The 12,537-nt window shown below is 69.1% G+C and carries 14 protein-coding genes; 6 read left to right on the forward strand and 8 right to left on the reverse strand.

Annotated elements, in window-relative coordinates:
- Nucleotides 1-13: 13 nt before the first annotated feature.
- The 3 genes from JIX55_RS45710 (at nt 14) to JIX55_RS45720 (ending at nt 1,956) form a co-directional block, all read left to right on the forward strand.
- The gene (locus tag JIX55_RS45710; protein ID WP_257569112.1) at nt 14-832 is read left to right on the forward strand and encodes an SDR family NAD(P)-dependent oxidoreductase; all 819 of its coding nucleotides are present in this window, start codon (nt 14-16) and stop codon (nt 830-832) included.
- Between the two features lie 203 nt (nt 833-1,035).
- Nucleotides 1,036-1,182: a hypothetical protein gene (locus JIX55_RS45715; protein WP_257569113.1), complete on the forward strand. Its 147-nt coding sequence runs from the start codon at nt 1,036-1,038 to the stop codon at nt 1,180-1,182.
- A 339-nt stretch (nt 1,183-1,521) separates the two neighbouring features.
- The gene (locus JIX55_RS45720; protein WP_257569114.1) at nt 1,522-1,956 is read left to right on the forward strand and encodes a hypothetical protein; all 435 of its coding nucleotides are present in this window, start codon (nt 1,522-1,524) and stop codon (nt 1,954-1,956) included.
- A 50-nt stretch (nt 1,957-2,006) separates the two neighbouring features.
- On the opposite strand, the gene JIX55_RS45725 is transcribed toward JIX55_RS45720, so the two are convergent.
- The 7 genes from JIX55_RS45725 to JIX55_RS45755 all read right to left on the reverse strand — a co-directional run bounded on the left by JIX55_RS45725 (nt 2,007) and on the right by JIX55_RS45755 (nt 9,038).
- Nucleotides 2,007-2,945 (reverse strand): dioxygenase family protein, encoded by a 939-nt coding sequence (locus JIX55_RS45725; protein ID WP_257569115.1) that lies wholly within the window; start codon nt 2,943-2,945, stop codon nt 2,007-2,009.
- An 11-nt stretch (nt 2,946-2,956) separates the two neighbouring features.
- Nucleotides 2,957-4,012 carry a maleylacetate reductase gene (locus JIX55_RS45730; RefSeq protein ID WP_257569116.1) on the reverse strand — a complete coding sequence of 352 codons (1,056 nt, stop codon included), beginning with the start codon at nt 4,010-4,012 and terminating at the stop codon, nt 2,957-2,959.
- Nucleotides 4,012-4,608, reverse strand: a complete 597-nt coding sequence (locus tag JIX55_RS45735) for a nuclear transport factor 2 family protein (protein WP_257569117.1) — start codon at nt 4,606-4,608, stop codon at nt 4,012-4,014. The genes JIX55_RS45730 and JIX55_RS45735 overlap by 1 nt, the downstream gene beginning before the upstream one ends.
- A 97-nt stretch (nt 4,609-4,705) precedes the next feature.
- Entirely contained in the window at nt 4,706-6,196 is a 1,491-nt protein-coding gene (locus tag JIX55_RS45740; RefSeq protein ID WP_257569118.1) for an aldehyde dehydrogenase, read from the reverse strand.
- A 173-nt stretch (nt 6,197-6,369) separates the two neighbouring features.
- Nucleotides 6,370-6,774: a nuclear transport factor 2 family protein gene (locus JIX55_RS45745; protein ID WP_257569119.1), complete on the reverse strand. Its 405-nt coding sequence runs from the start codon at nt 6,772-6,774 to the stop codon at nt 6,370-6,372.
- Nucleotides 6,771-7,733 (reverse strand): PDR/VanB family oxidoreductase, encoded by a 963-nt coding sequence (locus JIX55_RS45750; protein ID WP_257569120.1) that lies wholly within the window; start codon nt 7,731-7,733, stop codon nt 6,771-6,773. The genes JIX55_RS45745 and JIX55_RS45750 overlap by 4 nt, the downstream gene beginning before the upstream one ends.
- Nucleotides 7,734-7,742: 9 nt before the next feature.
- Nucleotides 7,743-9,038, reverse strand: a complete 1,296-nt coding sequence (locus JIX55_RS45755; protein WP_257569121.1) for a Rieske 2Fe-2S domain-containing protein — start codon at nt 9,036-9,038, stop codon at nt 7,743-7,745.
- Nucleotides 9,039-9,384: 346 nt separating this feature from the next.
- On the opposite strand from JIX55_RS45755, the gene JIX55_RS45760 reads away from it, so the two are divergent.
- Nucleotides 9,385-10,026, forward strand: coding sequence for a TetR/AcrR family transcriptional regulator (locus JIX55_RS45760; RefSeq protein ID WP_257569122.1), 642 nt, complete (start codon nt 9,385-9,387; stop codon nt 10,024-10,026).
- Nucleotides 10,027-10,195: 169 nt separating this feature from the next.
- A complete protein-coding gene (locus tag JIX55_RS45765; protein WP_257569123.1) occupies nt 10,196-10,618 on the forward strand; it encodes a GlcG/HbpS family heme-binding protein in 423 nt (140 codons plus the stop codon).
- Nucleotides 10,619-11,266: 648 nt separating this feature from the next.
- Here the strand turns inward: JIX55_RS45765 and JIX55_RS45770 are convergent.
- Complete coding sequence (locus tag JIX55_RS45770) at nt 11,267-11,776, reverse strand: MarR family winged helix-turn-helix transcriptional regulator (protein WP_257569124.1); 510 nt, start codon at nt 11,774-11,776, stop codon at nt 11,267-11,269.
- Nucleotides 11,777-11,921: 145 nt separating this feature from the next.
- Here JIX55_RS45770 and JIX55_RS45775 point away from each other — a divergent pair, with 145 nt between their 5' ends.
- Complete coding sequence (locus JIX55_RS45775) at nt 11,922-12,530, forward strand: NAD(P)-dependent oxidoreductase (protein WP_257569125.1); 609 nt, start codon at nt 11,922-11,924, stop codon at nt 12,528-12,530.
- The last annotated feature ends 7 nt before the right edge of the window (nt 12,531-12,537 follow it).

The following is a 12,537-nucleotide window of genomic DNA, read 5'->3' on the forward strand; positions in this document are numbered from 1 at the left end:
ACGAAGGAGCATCGTGCAGGACACGACTGACGTCGGACGTCGCGACCTGGCCGTCGGGGACCGGCGTAAGCGTTTCCTCGGTAAGACCTGCCTTGTCACCGGGGGCAGCAGAGGACTGGGCCTGGCAGCCGCACGGGCGTTCGCGCGCGAGGGCGCACGTGTGGTCATCATCGCGCGGGACCCGGGCCGGCTGAAGACCGCGAGCGAGCTGATCGGCGACGGCACGATCGCCGTCGCGGCCGACCTCTCCTCGCCGGCCGCCATCAAGACCGCGCTCACAGAGATCGCCGCGCAGGTCGACCGGATCGACGCCGCCTTCATCAACGCCGGGCATTCGGGCTTCAAGAGCCTCGACGACATGGACGAAGCCACGTGGGACATGGTGTTCGACATCAATGTCAAGGGCTCGTTCTTCGTCATGCAGGGCCTGAGGCCCTTGCTCGCGCCCGGCGGGGCCGTCGTCTTCTGCGGCTCGGTGGCCGGTCGGAGGGCCCGAGCGGGAGGCGCTGCCTACGGGGCCAGCAAGGCCGCACTCGAGCACCTGACACGCATCCTCGCCGACGAGGTCATCGGCGATGGAATCCGGGTCAACATAGTCATCCCGGGCGGCATGAACACCGACATCGCCGCACGCACGACGGGCCTTCCGCCCGGTGGCGGCGACGCCATGCGAGAGCGGATCAGGCTCGGCACTCCCATGCTCCGACTGGGAGAACCGGAGGAACTCGCCGACGCGGTGCTCTTCCTGGCCTCCTCCGAAGCCGGCTACATCACAGGTGCGGCCCTCCCGGTGGACGGCGGCGCCACCGGCTTCATCCGCTCGTCGGCATAGACGTCGGCCACTCCCGATCACCGACTGCGCCACAAGGCCCGAGCGAGACAAGCCACCAGAGGGGCCTTACGGCCGGCCGACCGAGTGCTCCGCACGCACGCACGCATGCACGCCCGCCTGCCGGCGATCGTCACGGCAGTGGCCGTCGCGCTGAATCAGCCGGACATCGCCGCCCGCAAGGTCCCACGCATCGACCGCAGTTCGTGATGCCGCCGCATATCGTCGACGGCCGGGTGGTGGCGCCGCCCGACATCGAGACCGCCCTCGGCACGGTCGCCGAGGCCTGCCTGCTCGGCGCCGGATGGCCGCCGCCCGGGTCGGCGGCCTGCAGCTTCCCCAGGTCGTCCTGACCGCCTCCTTCCTCTGGTTCCAGGCGGCCAACATCAGCACCCGGGCCTACGCCATGCTGACGGTCGCGAGCGGTAACCTGCTGCTCGCCCACGGCAGCGACGACCAGGTCGAAACCTACGTCCGCCCCATGGTCGACGGCCGCCACCACGGCACCATGTGCCTGTCCGAGCCGCAGGCGGGGTCCTCGCTCGCCGACATCAATTGCCGCGCCGAGCCTCGCGACGACGGCACCTTCCGGATCTTCGGCAACAAGATGTGGATCTCCGGCGGAGACCACGAGCCGGGGGAGAACATCGTCCACCTGGTGCCGGCGAGGATTCCCGGCGGCCCACCCCGGGGTGAAGGGCCTCTCGCTCTTCCTCGTCCCCAAGTACCTTGTGCGGCGTGCCGTGGTGGACGCCGCGCTCGGGGCACAGCTCACGCGCATGGCGCCGGCCGCACCCGGGAGCGAGGACCGGGACGTGGTGCGGCAGTTCGTCACGGAGTTCCACCGCATCAACGTCGGCGAACCGTACACGGCCCTGCTGCCGACGGATGAACTCGCACGGGACACCGAGCGGCTGGACCATCTCGACCAGCGTTACATCGAGCCGACGCCGACCCTCGTGGTGCCCAGCATCGAGAGACCGATGGCGTCCGGGCGCATGGCACGCGTCCCGATGGACGTCCTGTTCTTCGCCATGGTGCGAAACGACACACTCCGCGCCTGCCGTGCGGACCGAGGTGCTCATCTGCCACCCAGTCACCTCGGTGTGCGCCGACAACAGCACTGAACGTGCTGTTCAGGAAGGGCATGCCTCCTCGGTCCGAGCGGCAGGCACGGTCATGCGTCCGTGGGGGCGAGGACGATGTCGAAGCGCACCCGGCTCCATGTGCCGTCGATGACGCGGCCGTCGGGCGTCGGCGTGCCGGCGGGCTGCCGCTCGAAGCGCTTGATCAGTGAGTCCTTCACACCGAAGACGGTGTCCTTGCGACCGATCGGGTCGCCCTCGGGGAAGATGTGGGTCACCAGCGTGCGCGCCCCTTCGTGGGACACCATGAAGTGCAGGTGGCTGGCGCGCAGCGGTGAGCGGCCGACCGCGTCGAGCATCTTGCCGACGGGTCCGTCGTCGGGAATGGGATACGGCGTCGGGGTGAGGCCCCAGAAGCGGTAACTGCCGTCGGCCGCGGAGAAGAGGTGCGCCCGGCCGGCGCGCTTGCCGGCGTCGTACTGCACGTCGTAGAGCCCGTCCTCGTCGGCCTCCCAGACCTCGATCCGCGCGCCGGCGAGCGGGGTGCCGTCGGTGTCGGTGACGGTTCCCTCGACCCAGCAGGGCTCGCCGGGGGCACCGAAAGCCAGGTCATCGCCGAGCTCGATTCCCGGGGAGTCCTCGACGAAGAACGGCCCGAAGACGGTCGCCTCGGTGGCGCCCTTGTAGGCCTGGTTGTTGACGTTGATCGTCTGCATGCTCGCGCCGAGGGTGTCGGACAGCAGGATGAACTCCTGCCGGACCTCGTCGGTGATGTGGCCGGCCTTGGTGAGGAAGTCGATCGCCGTCCCCCACTCCTCCTCGGTCAGCCGGACCTCTCGGATGAAGGAGTGCAGGTGCTTGACCAGGGAGATCATGAGTTCCTGCAGCCGCGGGTCCTGGCAGGCGTCGAAGGAGGCCACGACGTTGTCGACGAGCTGCCGCTCGACCGCCTGCTGCTCCGGCGACACCTCGCGGTAGATCGTGCCGTGGGCACCGGCCTGGGCCGAGCCGGGGTTGACGTAGGTAGCCATGACGGCCTCCTTCAGTTGATCGGGTCGCCGGCCCACGCCGCCTTCAGCAGCGCGGTCAGGTTCTCGTCGGTGACGGGGGCCGGGTTGTCGGCCGGGATCGCCTGCGTGATCGGCCCCAGCGCCTTGGCGATGCCGTCCTCGGGCATGCCGTAGTCGCGCAGCGCCCTCGGCGCGTCCAGCACCTGGCGCAGGGCGGCCAGGCCGGCGCCCGCCTTCCGGGAGCCGAAGGCCTGGGCGACACGTGCCTCCGCCTCGGGGGCGTGCGGGGCGTTGAAGGCCAGCACGTAGGGCAGCACGACCGCGTGGGTCTGTGCGTGCGGGAGGTTGAACATGCCGCCGAGAACGTGGCAGATCTTGTGATGCATGCCCGAGCCGGCCGAGGCGAACGCGACAGCGGCGAGGTAGGCGCCGTACAGGGTCTGCTCGATGCCCTCGATGCTCGTCGAGTCGTCGGCCACCGCGGGCAGACCGGTCGCCAGTGCGCGGATCCCCTCCTGAGCCAGCGCCCGGTCGATCGGGTCGGCACGCGGCCCCCACAACGAGTCCACGCAGTGCGCCATCGCGTTCAGGCCGCTGGCCACGGTCATCTCGCCGGGCAGCGTGGTCAGCAGACCGGCGTCGTACACGACCGACGCGGGCAGCACCTCGTTGTCCACACCGGTGGTCTTGGTCTCACCTTCGGTCAGGCCCCACACGTTGGTAGCCTCGGAGCCGGCGTACGTGGTGGGTACCGCGACGATCGGCAGTCCGGTGGTCATCGCCACCGCCTTGGCCAGACCCGTGGTCGAGCCGCCGCCGACACTGACCAGGATGTCCGCGTCCGCGTCGGCCGCCGCCCGACGGGCTCGTCGCGCGACCTCGACCGGCACGTGCATCACGACCTCCTCGTGACACAGCACGACCGGGATCTCCTTGGCGATCGGGTCGGCCAGCTCCTTCTCGCGGTCCGACGCGATCAGCATGACTCTGGAACCGCCGAGCGCCTCGATCTCCGCCGCCACGGCGACGGGTGACTCCCCGGCCGCGAACACCACGCGCTGGGGAAGGGTCTCGTGGGTGAACCTCATCAGCCTTCCGCGAGCCATTGCTTGCCTTCCGAGTAGAGCTGCTGGACCGCTGTGCCGGTGAGGCCGGGAAGCCCGTCCTTCACCGTGAAACCCGCCTTGGTCTGCAGGTAGGCCAAGTGCCGGTAGCCGGTCGGAAACCGGTTCAGTAGCTCGGGGCCCAACGCCAGTGAGGCAGCGGGGTCTACGACGTCGAGCCGGTCCTTCTCGTAGATCGGCTGCCGACGCACGAGGGTCCAGCGCCCCTCGTAGCGGGAGAGGAAGTCGTAGAAGCGTCCGGTGCAGACGACATCGACCTCGACGCCGTCGATGCTCGCGCGCTGGTTGATCGTCATCTTCGTCTGAGCGATGGCCCGGTCACCGACGATGTCCGCGGTGTGGCCGCCCAGGAAGTGCAGGATGCTGACTCCGTTCTCGAAGCCTTCACGACTGGCCTTGATGAAGTCGGTGGCGCTTCCCTGGAACCAGGTGGCGCTCATCCAGCCGTCGCGTGGATGCCAGACCGTGGCGAAGCGGCTCCAGTCCCCGGCATCGCGCCACAGTGCCCAGTTCTCGATGAGCCGCTGGATTTCGTGGCGGTCGTTGTCGGCCTGCGACATTGTCAGATCTCCGATCTGCTCGGCTGAGAGGCCTCTTCAAGGGCCGGGGGGCGCGGCGCACGCCGTGTCACGTGCGCCGTACGACCTCGTCGCATCCTCAGATGGGGTAGTGGCGGGACCCCGACTGGATGGTGATCCAGCGCAACTCGGTGAACTCCTCCAGCGCGGCGCGGGACCCGAACCGACCCCAGCCGCTGGCCCCGACACCGCCGAACGGCATCTGGGGTTCGTCGTGCACGGTGGCGCCGTTGATGTGGCAGATGCCGGACCTGATCCGGCGAGCCACGTCGAGCGCGGCGGCCGCGTCCTTGCCGAAGACCGCGGCGGAGAGTCCGTACTCGGTGTCGTTGGCGACCGTGACGGCTTCGTCGGTCGAATCCACCTCGATGATCGAGACCACCGGTCCGAAGGTCTCCTCGGTGTAGATACGCATGTCCGGCGTGACCCCGCGCGCCACGGTGGGCTGCACGAACAGGCCGTCGGCCGTGCCACCGGTCAGGATCTGCGCACCCTTGTCACGGGCGTCCTCGATCAGCGCCATTACGTGGTCCCGGGCGCCGGCGTGGACCAGCGGACCGATCTGTGAGGCGGGATCGCTCGGAGGCCCGACGACGAGCTTGGCGGCACGCTCGGCCAGGCGGGAGGAGAGCTCGTCGGCGACCGTTCTGTCCACGATGACGCGCTCGGTCGACATGCAGATCTCGCCCTGGTTCATGAAGGCACCGAAGCTGGCCGCCGCGGCGGCCTCCTCCAGATCCGCGTCGGGAAGGACCAGGAAAGGCGCCTTGCCACCGAGTTCGAGCACTACACGGGTGAGATGGCGACCGCCGAGTTCGCCGATGATACGGCCGACCCGGCTGGATCCGGTGAAGTTCACGCGCGTCACGGCGCGGTGGGCGATCAGCGCCTCGACGACGCTCGGACCGTCCTCGGGTGCGTTGCTGATGAGGTTGACCGCTCCGGCGGGCACGCCCGCATCGTGCAGCACCTGGACGATGGCGGCCTGGGTGAGCGGGGTCTGCTCGGAGGACTTGAGCACCACGGTGTTGCCCCACACCAGCGGCCACACGATGGAGCGTACGCCGAGGATCAGTGGCGCGTTCCACGGTGCGATGCCGACGACGACGCCGACTGGCTGACGTACGCCGAGGGCGGTGAGGCCGGGCACGTCCGACGGGATGACCTCGCCGACGGCCGCGTACGCCTGGGCCGCCGCTTCGACGAGCATGCCCTTCGCGACGTGCACGTTGAAGCCGCACCAGGGGAGAGTGGCGCCCATCTCGCGGCTCATCGTGGCGACGATCTCGTCGGTGCGCTCGTCGAGCAGGACGGCCGCACGCTCCAGAACCGACCGCCGTGCGGCCGGCGGAAGACCCGACCACTCCTGAAGGGCGGCCGCCGCCGCGTCCACGGCGAGGTTGACGTCCTCGACGGAGGCTGCCGCGACCCGCGCGATCGGTTCACCGGTCAGGGCCTCGGTCGTCTCGTAGTAGCGGCCGTCCCTGGCCGCGACGTGCTCGCCCGCGATGAGGAGGTCGCTGGTCCGGACCGCGCCGGACGTGGGTGCCTCGGTCTCAGTGGCTGACATGTGTTGCCTCATTTCCACAACAGACAGCGGCGATCGCCGCATGAACCATGCCTGCGATCGCCGCACGAACCATGTATCTCGAACTCTCCATGACCGGCGGCACGCCCTGAACCCTCTTGTCCATTCATCGAACAGCGGCGTGATGGGCATGCCGTCGGCCTTCTTCCGGGAGGTCAGACCGGCGGAAACCGCCTGCCCATGACCATGTGCGCCAGGCGCCAGCCCTCCGCGGTCTCCTCCCAGACCTTCGTCACCACCTCCTGCATCGGGAACGGCGCGATGCTCTCGTCGAGGACGGTGTACATCTCGTGGAAGCACGTGGTGATCGCGGTGTTGCCACGCACCGTGATCTCGAGCTCCGTGGCCTTCGCGGAGACCGAGCGGCGGCGGGTCACATGGAAATGGGCCCAGGTCTCCCGGTCGTCGACCCTCCCGACCGGGCCGTGGACGACGCGGCTGTCCTCGAGCATGAGGGGGATCAACGCTTTCTCGCCCTCGACGAGAGCCACGAGCCATGAGGCCTCCAGCTGCTCGATCGCCTCGACGGCCTTGGTGGTTGCGGTGGACGTGGTTGTCATAGGTCCAACTCCAGAATCGGTGAGTGTGCTCGGGACGAGCACGTGGTGAACATGCCGTCGGCGCGTTCACGATCGGTCAGGATGTCGTCGCGGTGGTCGGGCTCTCCGGCGAGTACGCGCACGATGCACTCGCCGCAGATTCCCTGCTGGCAGGAGTAAGGGGCGTCGACACCGCCCGCGAGCAGGGCGTCGAGGACGCTCTCGCCGTCCTTGACCTCGTACTCGCCGCCGGTCTTGGCCAGCCGCACCCTGAACGTCCCGCCGGCCGTGTGCGCGGCGGCGTCCTCCACGGGTGCGAAGCGCTCCTTGTGGATCGCTTCGGCGGGCCATCCCGCTCCGAGTGCCATGGAGATCACGAAGTCCATGAAGCCCCCGGGGCCACAGACGTAGATCGCCGTGTCGGGGTCGGGCGGACCGAGGTCGGTGGCGGAGATGAAGCGCTGGTCGTCCGGGCCGTCGTCGAAGTGGAGCCGAACGCGGGGGTTCTGCTCCAACTCGTCGAGGAACGCCGAATCCGGCCGGCTTCGAGCGAAGTGGTGCAACGTGTACTCCGCGCCCCTGGCTTCGAGCTCGTGTGCCATGGCCAACAGGGGAGTGACGCCGATTCCGCCGGCCATCAGCAGATGGCGACGCGCCTGGTCCGAGACTCCGAACCTGTTGCGCGGACGGGAGATGCGCAGCCTGTCGCCCTCGCGAAGCCGGTGCATCCCCAGCGAGCCGCCGCGTGACGCCGTCTCGGCCAGCACCGCCAGCCGGTATCGGGCGCGGTCGTGCGGTGGCCCGCACAGGGAGTACTGGCGGACCAGCCCGGCGGCACCGTCCACCAGTACGTCGACATGGGCGCCGGCGGCGAACTCCGGGAGCTCGACGTCGTCGGGACTGACCAGTTCGAGCACCACGATCCGGGCAGTCGCGTCGCGCCGGGCGACCACGATGGTGTCGAGCCACTCGTTGTTCATGGTTCTGGCTCAGATGCCGGCGGCGGCCGGGGCGTCGGCGTTGTCGCCCGCGGGGCGCTTGCCGAGGGTGAAGAGGCCGGACTCGGTGCGGTGGACCACCGACGGGTCGCGGACGATGTTGATCGGGTCGCGCCCGGCCTCGACGTCGTCGGCCATCGAGAGAAGCATGCGACGCAGCATGACGACGCCGCGGTCACCGGTGGCCAGGGTCTCCTCGGAGTCCAGGGTGATCGCTCCCTGCGAGCCCTGGGCCTCCGCGTCACCGGGGAACTGCTGGCGCTCCTCGTCGGTCAGCTCGTGGTTCTGCTTCCCGTTCTGCGTGATGCCGATGACGAAGTGGACCATGCGCTCGGGATCGTTCGTGCGGATCGAGAAGAAGAGCCGGTGGCTGGTGTCGTCGGAGGGCACGACCCACAGCAACTGGTCCGGTCGCTGGTCGGGGGTGACCTTCACGAAGTTCGGCAGGCCGAAGACGTTGGGAAGGTGTTGCTCGACCGCGAAGCCGTACTCGGTGACCTCGCCGTCCTCGTCCTCCATCTCGAATCGCTGGGTGTACTTCAGTCCGTGGTCGGTGCGCTCGTACGTCACACGGTCGGCGATGAGGGCCGGGTCGAAGAAGTTCTCGGGGTAGCCGAAGGTGCCGGTGCCCAGCATCTGGTACCCGCTGTGCGTGGAGTGGAGCCAGGTGACGTGCGTCGGGTCGGCGGAGTTCTCGTAGATGTTGAGCCAGCTGAAGTCCGTCGGCATACCGAGGACCGCGGCGTGGGGGACGGGCCAGCTGGCGAAGTACGTCTCGTCCTCGGCGGGGTTCTCCAGCGCGTCGTAGCGGGGGAGTTCGGGCTTGAGCTCGGGCGGGCCCATGTAGACGAAGACCAGGCCGTAGCGCTCCGCGACCGGGTACCACGGCTGACGAGCGGCGTCGCGCCTGCGCCCCAGGCCCGGTTCGCATGCCTGCTCGATGCAGCGGCCCCGGACGTCGAACTTCCAGCCGTGGTAGCAGCAGCGGATGCCGTCGTCCTCGACCCGGCCGTAGAAGAGGCTGGCGCCACGGTGGGTGCAGCGCTCGATCACGACGCCGGGGTTGCCCTGCCCGTCCCGGAAGACGACCAGGTCCTCGCCCAGTACGCGGGTCTTCTGCGGCAGGGCACCGGCGACGAGCGTTTCCGAGCTGGCGATCGGGTGCCAGTAGCGGCGCAGCGCCTCGCCCATGGGCGTACCGGGACCGACCTCGCGCAGGCGGGCGTTGTACGAGGGTCTCGGGCGACCGTAGGCCGTGCCGGTGTCGACCTCTGAAGTGGTGGTCATCGTTCTGTCTCCCGTGCGGCTCGGGCGCACAGCCGGTGGCACGTGCAGGGTGGGGAATCACCTGCGAGGGCACCGTCATGCGCGACCCTCAAATAGGATTGGTGATTCACATTCGCATTTCCCTCGGGGTGCGTCAAGGGTTATGTCCAGGTGCTCGCTCGGTCGGTACGGAGCGGTTGCCCGACGGGAGGCGGCCTCGGCTGCGAGCCCGTCGAGCGCGGTGCCGTCCATGCGCGCCGCTCGCTCATCGGCCTGGTCGCGAGCTGACCAAGGCCCGGTAGCGCCAGGTGCGGTCCGGCATGAAGGCGGGCGGTGTATGGCCCTTGGCTGCCTTTACGCTGGGGCGGTGAGTACCGAACCGACACTCGACCTGCCGCCGGCGCAACAGGCGCGCAGCCGGCTGACTCAACAGCGGATCCTGGAGGCGGGCACAGCCCTCCTTGAAGAGGGTGGCACCGAAGCGCTCACGGTCGCGGCCGTCGCTTCCCGCGCGGGCGTCTCGGTGGGCAGCGTCTATCGGCGGTTCGGCGACAAGGACCGTCTGATCGCGGCTCTGCAGCACGACATGATCGATCAGTTTCGCGCTGACATCATTCGCCGCTTCACTCCGCTGCGCACGGATCCGACCGCGCTGGTCGCCTCCGCGGTCGCCGGACTCACCGAGACGTATCAAGCGCACGAGCGCCTGATGCGCGTCTTCTTGGCTGCGGGCGCGACCGACCCCGCAGTGGCTCGGGTCGGCTCCGAGGCCGCCATTGATGCCGACCGTGTCTTCCGGCAGTTCCTGGAGCCGATCGTGCCGATGATCGACGCGCCGGAGCCGGAGGTGCGCCTGGATGTCGTCTATCGCCTGATCTACGGGACCTGTCAGAACCGCGTGCTGTACGGCGAACTCTTCGAGTCCGACCGGCCCTTGACGTGGCGTCAGCTCACCGACGAGCTGGTGAACGTCGCCTGCCTGTACCTGCTCGGCACGCCTGCGCGGTGAACCTGACCCCCGATGTGAATGTGATCCTCCCTTCACATTCGCGTCGGGCAGCGACATACTGAGCGAGCTCCTGGCGCCTCCGGGATGGGTGAACGCCTGGAGGGCCCAAGAAATTCGCAGATGACGGCCGGTTGATGCCTCCTCGGACGTCAAGGGAAGGAACCGCTCCATGCGAGAGCCGCTCAGCTACGAGATCGCCCACGGCGCCGCACTCGCCGCTCTGGAAGCAGGAAGGGCCGAGGGGCACAAGGTGTGCGCCGTCGTGGTCAACCGAAGTGGTGTCACGAAGGTTCTCCTCAGTGACGACGGCGTGGGACTCCTCGGCGTGGAGACCGCGCGACGCAAGGCCTACACCTCGGCCGTGAGCGGTGTACCAACAGCCAAGTTCGCGGCCTTCGCCGCGTCCCCCCGGATGCAGGTGGCGCCTCCCCATCTGGTCGATTCCAACCTTCTGCCGGTCGCCGGCGGCGTGCCGATCGTGACGGCCGACGGGGAGGTCATCGGCGCCATCGGCGTGGGCGGGGCGGACGACACCACTGACGACCGCATCGCGCAGCAGGCTCGCGATTCTGTCGCGAAGATCGTCGCGTAGGCCTGACTCCTCGTCGGTACGGCGGCTTTGTCGAGCGTCGCTGCCGCCGTCGCGACCCCTGGGTATGGCTGATCTCTGTGCGCCGGTCCGCGTGCGTGACCTCGCATCGCGCGAACGCCTCTCCCGGATCGCCCCGGGGCGATGTGACGATGACGCTGCCCGCGCAGACGGGTGAGCCGGAGTTCACAGCCCAACCGCGTGTGCGTCGGGGGCCACGCCCAGGCCGGATGCGTGGTAACCACGACCCGCGCTTGTCCCATGAGGGGGCGGCTCTCCGTCGCCCTTCCGGTTACGGCCGATTGCGGATCGTCTGTCTGAACTCCGGCGGCGCCGACCCCGCGGCCTCGCGCCTTCCGACGCGCAGGCTATGGCCACGTGTCGGCGGATCGCCCGGGCGGCCCCGGCGAAGCGGCCATGGCTGTGCGTGAACAGCGACAGCGGCTGTTCAGCTCTTTGGGCGGCGCCGTCGCTCGGGAGTGTTCGATGGTCACGAGAAGCGGCAACGGTCAGTCAGTCAGCCAGTCGGCCAGTCGGCCAGTCGGCCAGTCAGCCAGTCAGCCGGACGGGCCGGCCTGACTGTGCGTTCGCTCCGGGAGGTGCTCCGGCGTCGCGGAGGCGGGGCAGTCGACCCCATGTGTGGGCGCCCGGTCAGCGTGAGGGGTCTCCACCGCGGTTACCGTCGCAGTGGTCGGGGGCGATGGCGGGCAGGATGCGCTGGCCGATGTGGGCGAGCTGTCTGACTTGCGCCTTGGTCAACGGGTCGAACACCAGGCGGCGCACTTCTGCGACATGGCCAGGTGCGGCGCTGACGATCTTCTCGAAACCTTCATCGGTCAGGGCGGCCAGGGTGTAGCGGCCGTTGGCAGGATCGGGGCGGCGATGGACGTACCCCTTGCGTTCGAGGCGGGCCACGACCTGCGAAAGACGAGAGAGTGAGCCCTCGGCGTACGCGGCGAGCGCGCTCATGCGCAGTTCCCGCTGCGGCGCCTCCGACAGTGCCGCCATCACCCCGTACTCGAAGTGCGTCAGCCCTTCGTCGCGCAGTTGCGTGTCGAGCGCGTGATCCAGGCGGCGCATGATGCCGACCAGGCCGAGCCAGGCGCGGCGCTCCTCCTCGTCAAGCCAGCGGGGCGCCTCGTCAGCGGGGGTGTTCGTCATGCCCTCTACTGTACGGACGCTTCACACTTTAAGTGAATCCCTCTCGTCATCACTTGAAGCTTGAAGTCATTGCCGCTACTTTTCAGTTAAAGCTTGAAGTGACTGCCCGGGTTTCCGAGCAGCATCGAAACCGTGAGGAGCCCCCATGAAGCTGCTCGTACTCGGCGCCACCGGCGCCACCGGGCGCCTCGTCGTCGACCAGGCCCTGGCCGCGGGCCACACCGTGCGCGCGCTCGTCCGCTCACCCCAGAAGCTGGAGGCCCGGCCCGGCCTTGACGTGGTTGCCGGGCAGGCCACCGACGCCGGTGACGTCACGCAGGCCATGTCGGGCGTCGGCGCGGTGATCAGTACGCTCGGCGCCACCGGCGGAAGCGTCATCACCGACGCCACCCGTGCCGTCATCTCCGGCGCCACCGCCACCGGCGTCACCCGGTTCGTGGAGCTGTCCTCCTTCGCCGTGCTGCGCGAGCGTCTGAGCGCACCCGCCAAGCTCATGTCCAGCACGGCCATGGGAGCCATGGTCAAGGACAAGGCGGCCGCCGAGGACGCGCTGCGCGCCAGCGACCTCGACTACACCCTCGTCCACGCCGTCCGCCTCACCAACGGCCCCGCCACCGGCGTCACCCAACTGCTGCCCGAGTCGGCCACCTTGCGCATGGGGGACACCATCAGCCGCGCCGACGTCGCCGCCTGGATGCTCGGCGCACTCACCGACACCACCACCAGCCGCCGCTCCGTCGTCATCGCCGGCTGACCCGGCC

Origin of the sequence: Streptomyces sp. DSM 40750 (genome assembly GCF_024612035.1) — a bacterium.
Taxonomy (GTDB): domain Bacteria; phylum Actinomycetota; class Actinomycetes; order Streptomycetales; family Streptomycetaceae; genus Streptomyces.